The sequence below is a fragment of the Bacillus sp. 1A genome (assembly GCF_052682215.1).
This window is the reverse complement of sequence record NZ_JBQYLZ010000001.1, coordinates 1,984,420-2,003,561: the sequence shown is the minus strand read 5'-3', so window position 1 is coordinate 2,003,561 and position 19,142 is coordinate 1,984,420. Positions and strand designations below refer to the sequence as shown.

Genomic DNA, 19,142 nt, shown 5'->3' with positions numbered 1-19,142 from the left:
ATCCCAATAATAGTATAACACAAAAAGGGGATATGTCACTAAGCATTTTCATTAATTTCACAATTTTTTAGTCAATAATGTTCCAATTCTTTAAAATCACCTGTAATTGTGTTTTCGTTCCCATAATTGTGCCATCATTATTTATCACTTCATCTGCATTCTTCACTTTTTCTTCTAACGGCATTTGAGATTGAATACGAGCTCTTGCTTCTTCTTCTGAAAAATTATTTCGTTTCATTAAACGTTCTAATTGTATTTTCGGTGTAACTGCTACAACTAAAACACGATCAACGAGACTTGTTAATTTACTTTCAAACAAAAGAGGAATATCCAACACAACCGCTTGTGCCCCTTCTTTTATGTACATTTCTTTTTGCCTATTCATTTCCTCACGCACTGCAGGATGAACAATTTTATTTAACTGCAATCGTTTTTCTTCATTATAGAAAATGACACTTCCTAATTTCGGCCGATCCAGTTCTCCATCTTTTTGTAATACTTCCGTTCCAAACACTTCTACAATTTTGTTATATGCTGGTTTTCCTCGTTCTACAACTTCTCGCGCAATAATATCTGCATCAATAACTGGTATACTCAGTTCACGAAACATTTGAGACACTGTACTTTTTCCACTTGCAATGCCTCCCGTTAATCCAATTACTACTGTCATCATATAATCCTCCTCATAATAAAAGGCGCGAAACTAATGTTCCACGCCCATACTTACATTTTCCAAATTCCAATAATAATGAGTAATACCCCAGGCAGGAATGTAAATTTTTGTAACCATTTCATATTTGATAAAACCGTTCCAAGTTTCATTCCAATAAATAAAAACAAAGAACTCATAACCGCAACTAATATTGCCATCATAGCGGGCGCATACCCTAATAAAGATGCACCAATTCCAGCACCGAACGAATCTATAGAAAGAGCGATACCAAGAAGTAACGCTTCTCCTGCAGAAATGGTGCCTGATTTATCAAAATCTGCAACAGTCGGTTTCCGTAAAATTTGAATCACTAGCCCGAGCGAAGCAATTTCTAATTTCCAAACCTTCTCCTCTTGCTTTGGTTCTTCTTTTTTCTCACTTCGAAAAAATTGGTATAATACCCAAATTCCTATTCCAATAAGAACAAGCCCACCGATACGCGTTGCGATAACAGGTGAAAATATTTTCGCGATCATATGTCCAATTCCCATTGAAACAAGCATAACAGCCGCTGAACACATTCCGATAATTATAATTGATCTTAGTGGAATTCTTACGCTTCTTAAACCATACGTTAGCCCTACACTACAGCTATCTAAGCTTAATGTAAAAGCTAATAAAATAAGAGATAAATAAAGGTACATCGGTAAGCTCCTCCCTTATACATAGCCCTGCTGTATGTATATGACAAATGCCTATCCGATGTTATCTCTTTTCTATATTCTCGGCTGACAAATCGGGCAGTAATGCGTTCCTCTTCCGCCAACAACTGTTTTTTCTAATATCGTACCGCAAGTCACACATGGTTCTCCTTTTTTTCCGTATACATTTAGAAGTTCTTGGAATGAGCCAATTTGCCCTTGCGAATTCATATACGTTCGAATTGTACTTCCGCCTCGCTTCACTGCTTCACCTAACGTTGTAACAGTCGCCTCGTAAATTCGTTCAATTTCTTCTGCTGTTAAAGACGAAGCTTCTCGTTCCGGATGAATTTGAGAACGGAATAAAACTTCATCTACATATATATTTCCAAGCCCTACTAAAAGACGCTGGTCTAATAATACGACTTTTATTTTACGATTGGTCTTTTGCAATCTTTCTTGTAAATACTGCGGTGTCAATTCAGCATCAAACGGCTCCGGACCTAAGTCAGCAAGAGGCATTTGATTCAATTCTTCACCTTTCTTAAAGAGATGCATCGTACCAAACTTTCTCACATCTTTATAATGTAGTTCAGTTCCATCTGTAAATAAGAAACGGACGTGTGTATGCTTATCAATTGGCTCGTCCTCTTGATGCAGTAAAAACTTACCTTCCATACGCAAATGTGAAACAATAACATAATTCGTTACATATAAAAGCAAAAACTTTCCTCTTCGCTTTATATTTTCAATCTTCTCGCCTCTTAGCATTTCTTTAAAGATTTCTGCATCATCCGGTCGTTTTACTATTTTGGGATAAGTAATAATGACATCTTCAATCGTTTTTCCTGTTACAAGATTTTCAAGCGTCCGCCTAACATTTTCAACCTCTGGTAATTCAGGCATTTCATCACTTCCTTATTTTGCGTCGTACCAAGTTGGACCGTAAGAATAATCAACTTTCAACGGAACCACGAGTTCAATCGCATGCTCCATTACTTCAGGTACAAGCTTCTCTAATTTTTCAATTTCTTCTTTTGGTGCTTCAAATATCAATTCATCGTGTACTTGCAGAAGTAGACGCGCCTGTAATCCTTCTTCTTCTAGACGGTCTGCCATAATAATCATCGCTTTTTTAATAATATCTGCTGCAGTCCCTTGAATTGGTGTATTCATAGCCGTACGCTCAGCAAAGCTACGTAAATTGAAATTACGACTCGTAATTTCCGGAATATAACGGCGGCGATTTAATAATGTAGCCACATACCCTTTTTGTTTCGCATCTTTTACGATGTCACTCATGTATTCTTGTACACCAGGGAAACTTTCTAAATACTTTTCAATAAATTCCGCTGCTGCTTTTCTTGTAATTCCTAAGTTTTGTGAAAGACCATAATCACTAATACCATATACAATTCCGAAATTGACAGCTTTCGCTTGTCGTCTCATATTCGAAGTTACTTCATCTTTTTCAACACCAAATACATCCATCGCTGTTTTCGTATGAATATCCATGTCATGTTGGAACGCTTCAACTAGCCCTTTATCATTTGCAATATGAGCTAATACGCGAAGTTCAATTTGTGAGTAATCTGCCGCATACATAATCCATCCTTCTTCTGATGGAACAAATGCCTGACGAATCTTTCTTCCTTCTTCTAATCGAATCGGGATATTTTGCAAGTTCGGATCCGTTGAACTTAATCGACCTGTTTGCGTTAATACTTGATTGAAACGAGTATGAATTTTAGATGAATCTTCATGTACCACTTTTAATAAACCTTCAATATAAGTTGAATTTAGTTTCCCTAATTGACGATAATGTAAAATGTTTGGAATAATTTCATGGCGATCCATAAGCTTTTCTAGTACATCAGCTGACGTAGAATAACCTGTTTTCGTCTTTTTAATAACTGGTAAGTTTAAGTTTTCAAACAGAATAACACCAAGCTGCTTCGGTGAATTAATATTAAATTCTGTTCCCGCAAGCTTATAAATTTCCTGTTCCATTTCCTTTAATCTACCTGCAAGTTCTTCTCCCATATTACGAAGACGCTCCGTATCAACTTTTACACCTTTTACTTCCATATCAGCTAATACACGCGCAAGCGGTAATTCTAACTCTGTAAACAGTTCATATTGCTCATTTTTTTGTAACTCTTCAACGAATGTTTGCTTTACATCATATAATACGTGCACTTTACGAGCTACATGCTCCGCTACTACTTCTAGCTCTGGAACAGCACGCTTCGCACCTTTTCCGTAAACTTCTTCATCAGATTTCACAGCATGTGTTTCTTTCATTTTTGCTACAGTACGGAAATCTTTATCCGTATCAGCCGGGTCAAGTAAATAAGCAGCGATTAATAGATCAAAGTCAATCCCTTGCATATCTATCCCGTTCCATTTCAGTGCAACGATTGCGCGCTTCGCATCAAATGTATACTTTCTCATTTCTCCATCTGCAAGCCACTCTTTAAAAGCGTCTGACTTAAGAGCGATGTCTGTTCGAATAAAGTAACAGCCATTTTCATTTTGAATACCAAAACCTTGAATGTCCGCTTTATGATAGTTATCTTCTTGTACTTCAACAATAAGTGCACTATCTTGCCCTAGCATTTCTTCTGTAACTTCTTCCACAATATCAAATGTAATATCATCTAATTCAGCTGGAGCCGTTTCTTCTGGCGTAACACCTAATTTATTTAAAAGAGATGTAAATCCTAAATTCTCGAACATTGGAATGACATCACTTGCTTCATACCCTTTATACTCCATATCATCCACGTGCACTGTAATCGGCGCATCTGTAATAATAGTTGCAAGGTCTTTACTCATAAGAGCTTGGTCTTTATTTGCTTCTAACTTTTCTTTTAATTTCTTCCCGCTTACTTGATCTATATTTTCATACACTGCCTCGACCGTTTCAAACTGTGTTAACAATTTAATCGCAGTTTTTTCACCAACTCCTGGTACACCTGGAATATTATCTGACTGGTCTCCCATTAAACCTTTCATATCGATAATTTGCTTTGGTGACAAGCTATATTTCTCAAATAAAGCTTCTTTCGTATATTCATCCACTTCTGTAATCCCTTTACGAGGAATACATACGAGTGTATTATCTGAAACAAGTTGCAGTAAGTCTTTATCTCCTGAAATAACTTTTACATGAAACCCTTGTTCACTCGCTTCTTTCGCTAACGTCCCCATAATGTCATCCGCTTCATAATTTTCTAATTCATAACGCGGTACGTTGAATGCATCAAGCATCTCACGAATAAACGGGAATTGCTCTGATAATTCAGGTGGAGTCTTTTGACGTCCTCCTTTATACTCACTATACGTTTTATGACGGAATGTCGTTTTCCCCGCATCAAACGCTACTAACATATGCGTTGGTTTTTCTTCCTCTAATATTCTCATTAACATCATTGTAAAACCGTAAATTGCGTTCGTATGTATACCTTTGTCGTTATTTAAAAGCGGTAGTGCAAAGAAAGCACGATACGCGATATTGTTACCATCTACTAATACGACCTTTTTTTCCAAACCAGAAACCTCCCCATACAAATTTGAAATGATTTTTTTCACAGAAAAAAACCGTTCCTTTCCTCTCTCTATATTAACATGACTAATAGAGAGAAGAAAAATAACGGCTATTTTCTATCATATATACAAACGTTTACTAACATAAAAGGGAAGTGACGAGAACAGCATAACTATTCTCGTCCAAAATTACTCCTTGGATGAAGGGGTTTTCATGTATTATATTAACAGACCTTTATTAATATTTAATTAAGCCATTGTTAATATATTGTAAACATCCTTCATCCTATTTTTCAGTTGCTGATTTTGGTAAAACAACTGTAAATGTTGTCCCTTCCCCAACTTCACTATCCACTGTAATCGTACCGTGATGTGCCTCAACTAAATGCTTTACAATCGATAATCCGAGGCCTGTACCACCAGTATTTCTACTTCTCGCTTTATCCACTCGGTAAAAGCGTTCAAAAATACGCGGAATTTCATCTTTACTAATACCAATTCCCGTATCCGATACTTTTATATAAGCATTATATTTATCTTCTGCTAATTCTACAGAAACAACGCCTCCAGCCGGCGTATATACGATTGCGTTATTCATTAAATTAATAAAGATTTGCTTCAAACGACTTGGATCTCCAATGACCGAGACTCCTTTTAGCGCATTTACTTGTAAAGAGATTTCTTTTTCTCCTGCTTTGTTATCAAGCACCATACGAATGTCTTCAAGAAGTCCCTTCATATCAACGGTCCCCATACTCAATTTAAATCCTTGTTGCTCAATCTTTGATAAATCTAATAAATCTTCAATTAACCCTTGCATGCGTTCACTTTCTTTTAAAATAATGTGCAAGAAATGTTCGCAGAATTTTTTATTATCCATAGCACCGTCCAAGAGCGTTTCTGAAAAACCTTTAATAGAAGTAATCGGTGTCTTTAGTTCATGAGACACATTCGCTAAAAAGTCTTTTCTCATTTGTTCTAATTTCTTTAGCTCAGTAATGTCATGGAATACAAGGACAATCCCTTTCCATTCATGGTTCGTCCCGATAATCGGCGCTCCATATACTTCGAAATGCTTTCGCTCAATTCCAAGCGGCAATAACATTTGTTTACGCACTTTCACTTCTGTCATAAAGATTTCTTCCACGAGCTCTATAATTTCTGTATGATGAAACGACTCATAATATAAACGATCTAAATATTCTTCATCTGTTACGTGGAAAGTCTCCTTATAAGAACGGTTTACAAGGTTTATATAACCGCGGCTGTCTATTAAAATCATTCCGCTTCCCATATTTTCAATTAACGTATGCAGACGATCTTGTTGCATTTCTTGCTCAAGTGTCATCTCTTGTAAATTACGGGCTAAAATATTAATCGCTTTACTCAGCATTCCCGTTTCATCCGAATGACTTTCATAAGCGCGTGCTTTATAATTTCCCTTCGCTAATTCGATAGCAACTTTCGTAACGGATTCAATCGGCCTAATATATTGCCCTGTAATTTTCATACCTAAAAATACGACTACGAGACAAGCGATAACAAATCCGATAATTAATAATCCCCACGTTTTTTGATGAACAGATTTCAAAGGCTCAATTGTACTTTTCACCAAAATGTACCCTTGTTTTCCTGCTACATCTTGAACGAATACCGCATGGTAAAATTCATTATTCTGATCTGTTTCTTTCGTAATGACTTTGTTTCTTTGTTTCGTTGTTTCAGAAGAAAGTTCTTTCATTATCCCTTGGCTAAACGCAGACTGTTCTCCTCCGCTATATTGAACTTTCTTTTTTTCATCTACAAATGCAATAGAAGCCTGTATTTTTTCTTCTAATTTTTCAAATACATATGGATTTTTTAAAACTTCATCAAAACCCTGTTCTTCTGCTAATACCGCAACGTACTCTGTTTCTTTTACCATTCTCTCTTTTGCATGATCTATATAGTAGTTTTCAAACACGGTTTCCAGTAATAAACCTAGTCCGACTAAAATAAAAACAATAAGAGAAACAAATGTAAAAAGAAGCCTGGAACGAAATTTATTCATCCCCTTTTGGCTCCTCTAATTTATATCCTAAACCACGTATCGTTTTAATGTACGTCGGTTTTTTCGTATTTTGTTCAATTTTATCGCGCAAATGGCTAATATGAACGTCAACAATTCGTGTATCACCAGCAAAATCATAGTTCCATACAGCACTTAATAATTGATCACGTGTCAACACGCGACTTTTATTTTTCGCAAGATAAACAAGTAGTTCAAATTCTTTCGGTGTTAATTCAAGCTTTCTTCCTTGGAAATAAGCCTCATAAAATTCCGGCAAAATTTTAAGTTCAGCAAGTGTGATACTCTCTTCATCTGACGCTTCTTTCACTTGTTCTTCCTGTTGCAATTTCGTACGGCGTAAAATCGCCTTCACGCGTGCAACAACTTCCCTTGGGCTAAATGGCTTCGTCATATAATCATCCGCCCCAAGTTCAAGACCTAATACCTTATCAAATTCATCATCTTTTGCTGTTAACATTAAAATCGGCGTCATAACACGCTGCAATCGTAATTCTTTACACACTTCCATACCATCCATTTTTGGAAGCATTAAATCTAATATAATTAAATCTGGGCGTTCTGTTGTCGCTTTTTGAAGCGCCATTTCTCCATCCATCGCTGTTATAACCTCAAACCCAGCTTGTTGTAGATTAAATTCAATTAAAGTTAAGATAAACTCCTCATCATCAACTACTAAAATACGATTGTTCATTCTTTTCCTCCAAGTTATAGACTTGAAACCTTCTTCATCCTAGTATTTTCCCCGTTATTCTCATCATACTAGAAAACAAGGTACCTCTCAATATAATTGTCTATACATGGAGCTCGTTTCTACTAATACTTCGAAAATAAAAGCAATTAAAACTTCATTCTCTCTCCCTCTCCGCTATCCAAATTCGGTAGATAAACCTACCTTTTTCAAAGTATTTTTCCGTATGAACCATAAATCCCCTCTCCTGCGCTAGGAAAAACGAAAGAGCACACGCTATTTTATAGTCCAGTGTTTCATATCCATCAAATACTCTTCCATACATTTCATTCGCGACCCCGTCTGCCCACACTTCAGCTTCTCTTATCGTTTCAAAAATAATGTCTTCTCTCTTCCACTTCACCTTAAAAACACCCCTTTCATTGACTTCAATTACCAATAAATATATTATTAATTTAAATATATAAATAAGCACAATTCAGGAGGCTATTATGCGAGTATTACTACCTATTTTAACTTTAGTAGTAACATGTTTCCTTACTTTTAACGTACAAAGCTGGGATACGATTAAAACAGGTTGCTCAGAATTTGCCGAAGGGTTTAAAGAAGGATTTTTCAACTAAAAATAGCGCTAGCCCCTTATAGTAAGGTATGCTAGCGCTATTCATATTTTCATGCTTTAAAAATTATCTAATGCTTTTTCCATAATAGAAACTGATTTAAAAGGCGGCGTTACTGTTAAAGAACCCTTTACAACCGTTTCTCCTTTTTCATCATGAGCAGATACAAGCATATCAATTGTATGTTCCTCCTCAGAAACAGCCACAACTTCAAAATGGATTTGTAACGTTTCATAATGATGAACATGCTTCACGAACGTAAGGTCCTTCCTAGTAATATGACTGCCTGGACCTGGTAAATATTTCGTAACTGCCGTTGTAATCATTCCCGTTAGCATAATGCTTGGTACAATCGGCTTTTCATACGGAGTTTGGGATGCGTAATCATGCTGAATATATAATGGATTGGCATCATTCGTTAACCCTAAGTACAATAACAAATCTTTATCCTCAATTTTTTCAGTGATAGATAATTTCTCTCCTACTGTAATTTCATCCATTCTACGACCAATTTGAACTTTTTTCTTTAACATGTTACAACCCCCTCCGATTTTTTCACCTTATTATCCTACTAATAGCGATACCTGATCCGAAATTTACTATGATGAGGGCAATGTATAGTATAAATCTATAGTTTCATTATAGGATACACCAAATGATAGCGTTTTCATATTATTTCAAAAAAACATTTGAATAAATAGTAGAAAAAGATTCGGGGCCCCGAATCTTTTTCTACTTATATTTAATTATTAAACAAGAACCTTCATTACATTACGTACAGATTCTACAGAGCGATCTAACGCTTCTCTTTCATCTGTAAGAAGTTCTAACTCAATAATTTTTTCAATTCCGTTACCACCTAGAATTACTGGTACGCCTAAGTAAAGGTCGCTATAACCATATTCACCTTCAAGGTACGCAATAGCTGGTAATACACGGCGTTGATCTTTTAAAATTGCTTCTGTCATTTCAACTAAAGAAGCAGCTGGTGCGTAATATGCACTACCGTTTCCTAATAAGCCTACAATCTCGCCGCCACCTTTACGGGTACGTTCTACGATTGCTTCTAAACGCTCTTTCGGAATTAACGTTTCTAACGGAATGCCACCTGCATAAGAATAACGTACAAGAGGTACCATATCGTCACCGTGTCCACCAAGAACAAATCCTGTAATGTCTTTCACAGAAAGATTTAATTCTTGTGCAATAAATGTACGGAAACGAGCTGTATCTAATACGCCCGATTGACCGATAACACGCTCTTTCGGGAATCCTGCTTCTTTAAATACAGAATATGTCATTGCATCAACTGGATTTGTTAATACAACAATAATCGCATTTGGTGAATGTTTTGCAATGTCGCGCGTAATACTTTTCATAATTTTAGAGTTTGTTGCTACTAAGTCATCACGGCTCATACCAGGCTTACGTGCAATACCTGCTGTAATAACGACAACGTCAGAATCAGCAGTATCTGCGTAATCAGATGTTCCAATAATGTTAGCATCAAAACCTTGTACTGGGCTCGCTTCTAACATATCTAACGCTTTCCCTTTTGTTGGATTTTCCAGTTGTGGAATGTCCACTAATACAACATCTGCAAGTTCTTTTTGTGCTAATAAGAATGCTGTTGTTGCTCCTGTAAATCCTGCACCGATGACTGAAACTTTCTTGCGTTTGATTGTCATAATTTACCCCCCGCTTTAATTATGCGTTTTTGATTATCGCTACATCCATGTTTTTAATAAGTTCATTAGCGAACTCAGAACATTTCACTTCTGTTGCACCTTCCATTAAGCGTGCGAAATCATAAGTTACTACTTTTGAAGCAATTGTTTTCTCAACTGAATCAGTTACTAATTTCGCAGCTTCGTTCCATCCTAAGTGCTCTAATAATAATACACCAGAAAGAAGAACTGAAGATGGGTTTACTTTGTCTAAACCTGCATATTTTGGAGCTGTACCATGTGTAGCTTCAAAGATAGCATGTCCAGTCACATAGTTAATGTTTGCACCAGGTGCAATACCAATTCCACCTACTTGTGCAGCAAGTGCATCAGAGATGTAGTCTCCGTTTAAGTTCATTGTTGCAACAACATCGAACTCACGTGGACGAGTTAAAATCTGTTGTAAGAAGATGTCTGCAATAGAATCTTTTACGATGATTTTCCCAGCCACTTCAGCGTCTGCCATCGCTTTATTCGCTGCATCTTTACCATCTTTCTCAACAATACGGTCATATTCAGCCCAAGTAAATACTTTATCGCCGAATTCTTGTTCCGCTACTTCGTAACCCCAGTTTTTGAAAGCACCTTCTGTAAATTTCATAATGTTTCCTTTATGAACTAATGTAACAGAAGAACGTTTTTCGTTAATTGCATATTGAATTGCAGCACGAACAAGACGCTTTGTCCCTTCTTCCGAGATTGGTTTAATACCAATACCAGATGTTTCTGGGAAGCGGATTTTATTAACACCCATTGCTTCTTTTAAGAAAGCAAGGACTTTTTCTGCTTCTGGAGATCCTTGTGCATATTCAATTCCAGCATAAATGTCTTCTGTATTCTCACGGAAAATAACCATATCAGTATCTTCCGGACGTTTTACAGGTGAAGGAACACCATCAAAATAACGAACTGGACGTAGACATACATATAAATCTAATTCTTGACGAAGTGCTACGTTTAGAGAACGAATACCACCGCCAACTGGAGTTGTAAGTGGACCTTTAATCGCGATTAAATATTCACGGATTAAATTTAAAGTTTCTTCTGGTAACCACTCGCCTGTTTGGTTGAATGCTTTTTCCCCTGCAAGCACTTCTTTCCAAACGATTTTCTTCTCACCATCATAAGCTTTTTCAACTGCTGCTTCTAGTACACGAGATGCAGCTGCCCAAATATCAGGACCAATTCCATCTCCTTCGATAAATGGAATAATCGGATTGTTTGGTACATTCATAACACCATTAGTTACAGTAATTTTTTCACCTGTCGTCAATGTGATAACCCCCATGTTTGAAATTTCATATGTATGAAACTGAGGGAATAACCCCTCAGTTCAAACCGTTATTTAAATTAAAATATTCTAATCATTACGTCTTCCCGAAAAAATCAGACTTTTGAAAGCGTATTTTCACTATCAAAATAGTGTTTTTCGCTTATCGTTGTGCAATTGGAACGTACACTTGATGTGTTGGTCCATTATAATCAGCACGCGGACGGATTAAACGGTTGTTTTCATATTGTTCTAGAATATGAGCTAACCAGCCTGACATACGGCTAATTGCAAAAATAGGTGTAAATAAGTCATGGTCAATTCCTAAGCAATGGTATACAGAAGCTGAATAGAAATCAACATTTGGTGGAAGACCTTTTTCTTTTGTTACAATGTCTTCAATTTTGATAGACATATTATACCATTTGTCTTCTCCTAAAAGCACGCATAATCTCTTAGACATTTCACGTAAATGTTTTGCACGCGGATCACCCTGCTCATATACACGGTGGCCAAAGCCCATGATTTTCACTTTATTTTGAAGAGCATTATGAATATATGATTCAACATTTTCTTCTTCGCCAATTTCAGTTAGCATCTTCATTACATTTTCGTTTGCCCCGCCGTGAAGAGGACCTTTTAACGCTCCGATTGCTGCTGTAATACCAGAATATACATCTGAAAGTGTAGCTACACAAACGCGTGCAGTAAATGTAGAAGCGTTTAACTCATGATCTGCGTGAAGTACAAGCGCCTTGTCAAAAGCTTCAATTTCAACTTCATTTGGCTCGCGATCATTTAACATGTACAAGAAGTTTGCAGCTAATGATAAATCGTTTCTAGGCTCAACAACATCTAAACCTTTACGAATTCTTGCATAAGCAGCAACTAAAGTTCCCACTTGAGCCTGCAATTTAACCGCTTTCAAATAATTGGAGTTTTCATCCATAATTTCAGCGCTCTCATCGTATAATGATAGCATGGAAATTGCAGTTCGTAAAACAGACATCGGATGTGCGATTTTTAAATCTACTTGTTTCAAATATGTTAAAATCTCACCTGGAACTTTATAGTATTCCGATACAATCTCTTTAAATTTCGCTAGTTCTTGTTCATTAGGAAGCTTGCGATGCCATAATAAGTACACTACTTCTTCAAATGTAGCATTCTCAGCTAAATCATCAATATTATACCCAACATAAGTTAATGTATCATCAATAATAGAGCTCACAGATGATGTTGTTGCTACTACCCCTTCTAAACCTCGAATAACAGTCATGACATTCTCTCCTTTTCCTGAAAATTCTCCCAACCTTGCTCCTTATATCTATTTGCTTCCCTTTTGAATTATGAACGCCCGTTCACTCTTTAGGCAAGCAAAATGCACGATCATGCAAATTTGTTGCGATGTTCCCCTCTTATTGTCCATTGTTTACATGGAAAGCATGAGCGTGAATGTCTCCCCGAATCCTCACGCTCAAAACAACAAGTTAGTGAGGAAAATTAATTCCGAAGAGTTTTATGATAAAAACAACATAAAACAATATCATTATAAAATTGTTTTATGTTGTTTTTATTTTATCTGGTGTAAAGTCTCTGCTGTTATGTAACTTTTCAAAGTTTCTAATCCTATTATAAACAATTATCTGACTTTTGTGAACAGAAAGAATTCAAAAATTTTATATTACTATAAAATTCCTTATTTAAACATCTGTATAATACTCATAACTGCATAGGCAATTCCAGCCCCAATTAATGGACCTACAGCAACTCCATTAAATAAAGCAACCGCTATAATTGTCCCGAAAACGAGCGCAGTTGTAATATGAGGATCCGTCGTCAATAATTGTACGCCGCCTTTCGCTAACAAAGCAACCGCTACCCCTGAAGCTAAAGCAATCCATGCATAATACGATTTCGCCGCTTCTCCAAGTTGTTTAAAACCTATTTCCCCCGTCGCAATCGGTACGAGTACTGCTATTGTAATAACCGTTACACCGAGGTTAATCCCTTTCGTTTGTAGATAAGGAAAGACTTTATCTCCTAGAAACGTAAATTTCAATAAAAATAACACACCAATAGCTACAGTAAGCGATTGGTTTTTAGCAACAAGTCCTATAATAAGTAGTATGAATAAAAATAACGTTGACTGACTAATCATGTTTACACTTCCTTTCTGAAAATAATGAACTCATTTCCAAACAAAAATACCTTTAAACCTATCGTTATACATGCTATATCGATGTATATTCAACAATAACCACTTCATTTTTTATGTATTTTAAAATGCTAAAATGAGACTTTCATCATCAAAAATTTAAGCATGTATACATTTTTGAAAACGATTGTCTCTCCTTTCTTTTCTAATAAGAAACAGGTAAAATAAAAAGAAGAGAAAATGAAGTTTTTACCATATAGTAGAAGCATCAACACCAAGCTTTTACAGTCACTCACGTACTGAAAAAGCAGGAAAAATCCATCATTCCACTATAACATAAAGTGAAACTTTAATCAGTGGGGCATTTTCCACTGATTATTAGCCTTCACCAATCGGGCTTTTACGGGCAGTTTATCTCCATCTAACTCCTTTGATCCAGCCGCACTTTTGATAGGAGATTTACTGCCCGTTAATGCGGGGTAAAGTGAAACTTTAATCAGCGGGGCACACTCGTTATAAGTTGAACGAATTAGGATAATCAAAATTGGAATGGGAGGTATACATCTTTGAACCGAAACTTACTATATATGATATTGCGACTCATATTTGTCATTGTAGCAACAGTAGCCGGGTTCTATGCATTACTATATATGTCAGGACTTATCTACCCTTTTATTATCGCTTTCGCATTTGCTTATTTGATTAATCCCGTCGTCAATTTCCTTAATCAAAAACTACAATTTCCTCGCGCACTAGCAGTACTCGTTAGCTTAATTCTCGTATTCGGAGCTATCGTCGGACTCGTTACATATCTTGTAACGGAAGCAATATCTGCCACAACATACTTACTACAACTTGTTACAGTAAAGTTTCCGGATATCGTTAAATTCGCAGAGCAATTTGCACTTAATCATATTATGCCTCTCTATGATGATTTAATTTCTAAATTTAATCATCTTGGTGAACCACAGCGCTATACGATTACACAAAACATTCAAAACTTAGGAACCGAAGCAACGACGCAAATGAAAGAACTTTTAACTGCTATTATAAGCGGGTTAACAAATTTCATTAGTGCATTACCAACAACTTTAACTGTCCTTGTATTCGTTTTATTAGCCACTTTCTTCATTAGTTACGATTGGCACCGTCTTGCTCAGAAAGTAAGAAAATTTTTGCCGAATCGTGTTCATGGCTATGGAAAAACTATTTTTGTCGATTTAAGAAAAGCTTTATTTGGTTTTGTTAAAGCGCAACTTACACTCGTATCTATGACAACTGTTATTGTACTAATCGGACTTTTAATATTACGCGTACCATACGCCATTACTATCGCAATTATTACAGGGGTTGTAGATTTACTCCCGTATTTAGGAACAGGCGCCGTCTTCGTTCCTTGGGTTATATACGTATTTTTCACCGGCGACACTGCTTTCGCCATCGGTCTTCTCATCTTATACATCGTCGTGATTGTCCAAAGACAAATTATGGAACCTAAAGTACTTTCCTCCAATATCGGTCTTGATCCATTAGCAACACTGATTGCTCTATTTGTCGGCTTTAAGCTTTTTGGCTTTTTAGGATTAATCATCGGTCCAGTCATCTTAGTACTACTTAATACATTGCACAAAGCTCGTGTATTCCATGATTTGTGGAAATATATTAAAGGCTCACCTTCAAAATAATAGTTTCTAATTCATATACAACAAAAACTTACATGTAATCAGTGGGAATTTCCCACTGATTATTCCTTGTACTTATTTTTCACACTCATTACATGCAACAAGAGGATTTCCCACAAAAAGGATAATACTCTTGTTTTTTGCATTAAAAACGCATATTTCGAGGCATTTTTACATATTTATTCTATTTTTTATATAATTATTACTTACATTTATTACTTTTTATGTAAATGAATAAATATGCAAAATGGTATAAAATAAGACTTAAACTAACATTTTTCCTGTTCGTATCTAACTTTTCCATACCAATTGATTCTTTTTATATACAAAAACCAGCTTGAATTCATATGAATTTCCCTACAACACATTCATTAAGAACTACCTCCATATCCAATCGAAAAATACATAGCAAATATAATAAGGCAAAACTATGATCAGTAAAGATTTTGTCCACCACCGATTATTAACTTTCACCAACCGGACTTGTATGAGCAGTCTGATTTCCACTTAACTCCTTCGCATTCACCACATTTTAAGGCATGATACAGCAACACTTTAATCAACAGAACTTCATCCATCTCTCATCCTTTTGCGGGCAAAAAAATAGTGCTTAGATCGCTATAATCTAAGCACTATTTCTGCACAATAATAGTAGAACTCTTTCTAAACTTCCATTCCATCCACTTCATAACAAACGGCTTCAACAAAGCCCTCGTCATAGGGATAACGAAGATCAAACCTATTATATCCGTTACGTATCCAGGAAGTACCAAAAGAATACCTCCTACAAAGATAAAAATACCATCCAGTACCGCTCCTCCTGGCATTTCTCCTCTATTCAACTTAGATTGAATCTCTCTAAGCACTTTAAATCCTTGTCTTTTCGCCAAATAGACACCTACAACACCCGTAAATACAATCATAGCGAACGTAGACCATAAACCTATTACATGACTCGATCCAATTAAGACTGTAATCTCAATCGCCGGTATTAAAATAAACAAGAATAGTAACCACTTCATAGTTCTACACTCCTCTCACTCATCACTTTAAACGAACCCAGAGCGCCCGTATACGCTACACAGAAACTAAACACCTTTCCCTATTGAACCTCATAACAAACGGCTTTCAAACGTAATTCCAGGCGTTTCAAGCTGATTCCACCTCGTTTTTGTGTAAAAAAAAAGAGAAGGACTCCGATCCTTCTCTTCGTGTTACTTATAGCACTTCCGCATGTCCATTATAAACAATTCCGCGTGCTGCATCAACTGTTACTTCTTGGCCATTTTTTAAAGTTGCTGTTACGCCGTTTACACCAACGATAACAGGAATACCGATTGATACACCTACAACAGCCGCATGGCTTGTTAGACCGCCTTCTTCTACAACTAGAGCAGCAGCTTTTTCGATTGCAGGAATCATATCTTTATCAGTGCTTGTTGTAACAAGGATATCACCTTTGTTTACGTTCGCTACAGCTTCAGCAGCTGTTTTCGCTACAACTACTTTACCTTTTGCAGCTTTACGACCGATTCCTTGTCCTTTCGCAACTTCTTCACCAACAACATGGATTTTCATTAAGTTTGTTGTACCAGTTTCAGCAACTGGAACACCAGCAGTGATTACTACAGTGTCTCCAAGTCCAATTAGACCTGCATCCATACCTGTTTGAATTGCAGTATCTAACATTTCGTCAGTAGACGCTGCACGTTTTCCAGCCATAAATGCTTGTACACCCCAAACAAGTGCAAGACGACGTCCTACTTGCTCGTCAGATGTTACAGCTACGATTGGAGATTTCGGACGGTATTTAGAGATCATTTTCGCAGTATGTCCACTTTCTGTTGGAGCTACGATTGCAGCTACATCAAGAGCAAGTGCTGTATGCGCAACAGATTGGCTAATTGCATCTGTAATTGTTGGAGTGAACTCTTTAATACGTTTTTTGAACATATCTTCATATTGTAATGATTTTTCAACACGTACTGCAATGTTAGCCATCATTGTTACTGCTTCTACTGGGTATTGACCAGCAGCTGTTTCACCTGAAAGCATGATTGCATCTGTACCATCGAAGATTGCGTTAGCTACGTCACTTGCTTCCGCACGAGTTGGACGTGGGTTACGTTGCATAGAATCTAACATTTGTGTCGCAGTAATAACCGGTTTACCTAACACGTTACATTTTTTGATTAGACGTTTTTGTACTAATGGTACTTCTTCTGGTGGAATTTCTACACCCATATCACCACGAGCTACCATTAAACCGTCAGAAACTTCTAAGATTGAATCGATGTTATCGATACCCTCTTGGTTTTCGATTTTTGGTACAATTTGGATGTATTGAGCGTTATGCTCTTCTAATAATTCACGGATTTCTAATACGTCAGATGCTTTACGTACGAATGAAGCTGCGATGAAATCAACTTTTTGCTCGATACCGAAGACGATATCTTTTACGTCTTTTTCAGTGATACCAGGAAGCTTAATGCTTACGTTTGGTACGTTAACACCTTTTTTATTTTTTACAGTTCCGCTGTTTAAAACTTTTGTACGGATGTTTCCGTCAGCTTTTTCGATTACTTCTAGTTCGATAAGACCGTCATCGATTAGAATACGAGAACCTGGGTCTACATCGTCATAAAGACCAGCATAAGATACAGAGAACTTCTCTGCAGTACCTAATACTTGCTCAGTAGAAAGAACTACTTCTGCACCTGTTACAAGCTCAGCTTGTCCGTCTACGAAGTCGTGAGTACGGATTTCTGGACCTTTTGTATCAAGTAAGATACCAACTGTTTTACCAGTTTTCTTTGAAGCTTCACGAATGTTTTTAATACGAGCGCCGTGCTCTTCATGGCTACCATGAGAGAAGTTTAAACGAGCAACGTTCATACCCGCTTCGATTAATTGTTCTAATTTCTCAATACTTTCACTAGCAGGACCTATAGTACATACAATTTTAGTTTTACGCATATTGCACCTCCGAAAATTATGAAACCGTTCCCAAATATCCGACATTAAGCCGATTAGATGGATAATTCTTTAGATAATTGATACATATCTTTATCGATTGTATGCTTTTGAGCTAACGCTTCGATAATATCATGATCAACAAGTTTATTATCTTGAATACCTACACAGCGTCCACCTCTACCAGCAATTAATAATTCAACTGCTCTTGCGCCAAGACGACTTGCTAATACACGGTCTTGTGCACTTGGTGATCCACCACGTTGTACGTGACCTAATACAGTTACACGAGTATCAAAGTTTGTTGCTTCTTCAATGTGCTTACCGATGTCAATTGCACTTCCAACACCTTCAGCCACAATGATAATACTGTGTTTTTTACCACGTTCACTACCACGCTTCAGACGAGCAATAACATCTTCCATGTCATACTCTTCTTCTGGAATTAAGATTGTTTCGGCACCATCAGCTAAACCAGCCCATAATGCGATATCTCCAGCATGACGTCCCATTACTTCGATAACATATGTACGTTCATGAGATGTAGCTGTGTCACGAATTTTATCAATTGCATCAATAACAGTATTTAAAGCTGTATCGAAACCAATTGTGAAGTCTGTTCCAGGAATATCATTGTCGATTGTACCTGGTACACCAACACATGGGAATCCTTGTTCAGTTAATTTTTTAGCACCTTGGTAAGAGCCATCTCCACCAATAACAACAAGTCCTTCGATACCGTGTTTCTTTAATTGCTCGATACCTTTTAGTCGTACTTCTGGATCTTTAAACTCAGGACATCTTGCTGTATATAATTTCGTACCACCACGGTGGATAATATCGCCAACAGAACCAAGTTCTAATTTTTCAATATGACCAGAAATTAAACCCGCGTATCCATGGTAAATACCATATACTTCAATATCATGGAAAATCGCTTTACGAACAACTGCACGAATGGCAGCATTCATACCAGGTGAATCTCCACCACTTGTTAATACACCAATACGTTTCATTTGTACTCACCTCATAAAGATTATTTGCCTTATAA

The 19,142-nt window shown here is 36.7% G+C and carries 17 protein-coding genes; 2 read left to right on the top strand and 15 right to left on the bottom strand.

Annotated elements, in window-relative coordinates:
* Positions 1 to 67: 67 nt before the first annotated feature.
* From coaE to ACUN0F_RS10070, 7 genes are all read right to left on the bottom strand, one after another.
* Complete coding sequence (gene coaE / locus ACUN0F_RS10100; RefSeq protein ID WP_046956232.1) at positions 68 to 670, bottom strand: dephospho-CoA kinase; 603 nt, start codon at positions 668 to 670, stop codon at positions 68 to 70.
* Positions 671 to 723: 53 nt separating this feature from the next.
* A complete protein-coding gene (gene ytaF / locus ACUN0F_RS10095; protein ID WP_000281739.1) occupies positions 724 to 1,356 on the bottom strand; it encodes a sporulation membrane protein YtaF in 633 nt (210 codons plus the stop codon).
* A 72-nt stretch (positions 1,357 to 1,428) separates the two neighbouring features.
* On the bottom strand, positions 1,429 to 2,259 hold the full coding sequence (mutM, locus tag ACUN0F_RS10090) for a DNA-formamidopyrimidine glycosylase (RefSeq protein ID WP_087985380.1): 831 nt from the start codon (positions 2,257 to 2,259) through the stop codon (positions 1,429 to 1,431).
* Between the two features lie 12 nt (positions 2,260 to 2,271).
* The gene (polA, locus tag ACUN0F_RS10085; protein WP_264462100.1) at positions 2,272 to 4,905 is read right to left on the bottom strand and encodes a DNA polymerase I; all 2,634 of its coding nucleotides are present in this window, start codon (positions 4,903 to 4,905) and stop codon (positions 2,272 to 2,274) included.
* Positions 4,906 to 5,188: 283 nt separating this feature from the next.
* Positions 5,189 to 6,952, bottom strand: coding sequence for a sensory box histidine kinase PhoR (gene phoR / locus ACUN0F_RS10080; RefSeq protein ID WP_445539449.1), 1,764 nt, complete (start codon positions 6,950 to 6,952; stop codon positions 5,189 to 5,191).
* Positions 6,945 to 7,664 carry a two-component system response regulator PhoP gene (gene phoP / locus ACUN0F_RS10075; protein WP_001065223.1) on the bottom strand — a complete coding sequence of 240 codons (720 nt, stop codon included), beginning with the start codon at positions 7,662 to 7,664 and terminating at the stop codon, positions 6,945 to 6,947. Before phoP ends, phoR begins: the two co-directional genes overlap by 8 nt.
* A 154-nt stretch (positions 7,665 to 7,818) precedes the next feature.
* The gene (locus ACUN0F_RS10070; RefSeq protein ID WP_264462102.1) at positions 7,819 to 8,064 is read right to left on the bottom strand and encodes a hypothetical protein; all 246 of its coding nucleotides are present in this window, start codon (positions 8,062 to 8,064) and stop codon (positions 7,819 to 7,821) included.
* An 88-nt stretch (positions 8,065 to 8,152) separates the two neighbouring features.
* On the opposite strand from ACUN0F_RS10070, the gene ACUN0F_RS10065 reads away from it, so the two are divergent.
* Positions 8,153 to 8,284, top strand: coding sequence for a hypothetical protein (locus ACUN0F_RS10065; protein ID WP_264462103.1), 132 nt, complete (start codon positions 8,153 to 8,155; stop codon positions 8,282 to 8,284).
* A 56-nt stretch (positions 8,285 to 8,340) separates the two neighbouring features.
* Here ACUN0F_RS10065 and ACUN0F_RS10060 read toward each other — a convergent pair whose 3' ends face one another.
* From ACUN0F_RS10060 to ACUN0F_RS10040, 5 genes are all read right to left on the bottom strand, one after another.
* The gene (locus tag ACUN0F_RS10060) at positions 8,341 to 8,814 is read right to left on the bottom strand and encodes a MaoC family dehydratase (protein ID WP_000914190.1); all 474 of its coding nucleotides are present in this window, start codon (positions 8,812 to 8,814) and stop codon (positions 8,341 to 8,343) included.
* 216 nt (positions 8,815 to 9,030) lie between these two features.
* Complete coding sequence (mdh, locus tag ACUN0F_RS10055; protein WP_000153236.1) at positions 9,031 to 9,969, bottom strand: malate dehydrogenase; 939 nt, start codon at positions 9,967 to 9,969, stop codon at positions 9,031 to 9,033.
* A 19-nt stretch (positions 9,970 to 9,988) separates the two neighbouring features.
* Complete coding sequence (gene icd, locus ACUN0F_RS10050; RefSeq protein ID WP_000206896.1) at positions 9,989 to 11,281, bottom strand: NADP-dependent isocitrate dehydrogenase; 1,293 nt, start codon at positions 11,279 to 11,281, stop codon at positions 9,989 to 9,991.
* A 160-nt stretch (positions 11,282 to 11,441) separates the two neighbouring features.
* On the bottom strand, positions 11,442 to 12,590 hold the full coding sequence (gene citZ / locus ACUN0F_RS10045; protein ID WP_000503659.1) for a citrate synthase: 1,149 nt from the start codon (positions 12,588 to 12,590) through the stop codon (positions 11,442 to 11,444).
* Positions 12,591 to 12,977: 387 nt separating this feature from the next.
* Positions 12,978 to 13,439 carry a DUF441 domain-containing protein gene (locus tag ACUN0F_RS10040; RefSeq protein WP_000625511.1) on the bottom strand — a complete coding sequence of 154 codons (462 nt, stop codon included), beginning with the start codon at positions 13,437 to 13,439 and terminating at the stop codon, positions 12,978 to 12,980.
* 563 nt (positions 13,440 to 14,002) lie between these two features.
* Between ACUN0F_RS10040 and ytvI the strand changes: the two genes are divergently transcribed.
* Entirely contained in the window at positions 14,003 to 15,121 is a 1,119-nt protein-coding gene (ytvI, locus tag ACUN0F_RS10035) for a sporulation integral membrane protein YtvI (protein WP_001081380.1), read from the top strand.
* Positions 15,122 to 15,750: 629 nt separating this feature from the next.
* Here ytvI and ACUN0F_RS10030 read toward each other — a convergent pair.
* From ACUN0F_RS10030 to pfkA, 3 genes are all read right to left on the bottom strand, one after another.
* On the bottom strand, positions 15,751 to 16,140 hold the full coding sequence (locus ACUN0F_RS10030) for an FxsA family protein (protein ID WP_048544357.1): 390 nt from the start codon (positions 16,138 to 16,140) through the stop codon (positions 15,751 to 15,753).
* Between the two features lie 196 nt (positions 16,141 to 16,336).
* Positions 16,337 to 18,094 carry a pyruvate kinase gene (pyk, locus tag ACUN0F_RS10025; RefSeq protein WP_001232677.1) on the bottom strand — a complete coding sequence of 586 codons (1,758 nt, stop codon included), beginning with the start codon at positions 18,092 to 18,094 and terminating at the stop codon, positions 16,337 to 16,339.
* Positions 18,095 to 18,147: 53 nt separating this feature from the next.
* On the bottom strand, positions 18,148 to 19,107 hold the full coding sequence (pfkA, locus tag ACUN0F_RS10020) for a 6-phosphofructokinase (RefSeq protein ID WP_000821162.1): 960 nt from the start codon (positions 19,105 to 19,107) through the stop codon (positions 18,148 to 18,150).
* Positions 19,108 to 19,142: the final 35 nt, after the last annotated feature.

Coding starts and splice junctions, on each gene's coding strand:
- coaE (WP_046956232.1), bottom strand. CDS start 670: ATGACAGTAGTAATTGGATTAACGGGAGGCATTGCAAGTGGAAAAAGT.
- ytaF (WP_000281739.1), bottom strand. CDS start 1,356: ATGTACCTTTATTTATCTCTTATTTTATTAGCTTTTACATTAAGCTTA.
- mutM (WP_087985380.1), bottom strand. CDS start 2,259: ATGCCTGAATTACCAGAGGTTGAAAATGTTAGGCGGACGCTTGAAAAT.
- phoR (WP_445539449.1), bottom strand. CDS start 6,952: ATGAATAAATTTCGTTCCAGGCTTCTTTTTACATTTGTTTCTCTTATT.
- phoP (WP_001065223.1), bottom strand. CDS start 7,664: ATGAACAATCGTATTTTAGTAGTTGATGATGAGGAGTTTATCTTAACT.
- ACUN0F_RS10065 (WP_264462103.1), top strand. CDS start 8,153: ATGCGAGTATTACTACCTATTTTAACTTTAGTAGTAACATGTTTCCTT.
- ACUN0F_RS10060 (WP_000914190.1), bottom strand. CDS start 8,814: ATGTTAAAGAAAAAAGTTCAAATTGGTCGTAGAATGGATGAAATTACA.
- mdh (WP_000153236.1), bottom strand. CDS start 9,969: ATGACAATCAAACGCAAGAAAGTTTCAGTCATCGGTGCAGGATTTACA.
- ACUN0F_RS10040 (WP_000625511.1), bottom strand. CDS start 13,439: ATGATTAGTCAGTCAACGTTATTTTTATTCATACTACTTATTATAGGA.
- ACUN0F_RS10030 (WP_048544357.1), bottom strand. CDS start 16,140: ATGAAGTGGTTACTATTCTTGTTTATTTTAATACCGGCGATTGAGATT.
- pyk (WP_001232677.1), bottom strand. CDS start 18,094: ATGCGTAAAACTAAAATTGTATGTACTATAGGTCCTGCTAGTGAAAGT.
- pfkA (WP_000821162.1), bottom strand. CDS start 19,107: ATGAAACGTATTGGTGTATTAACAAGTGGTGGAGATTCACCTGGTATG.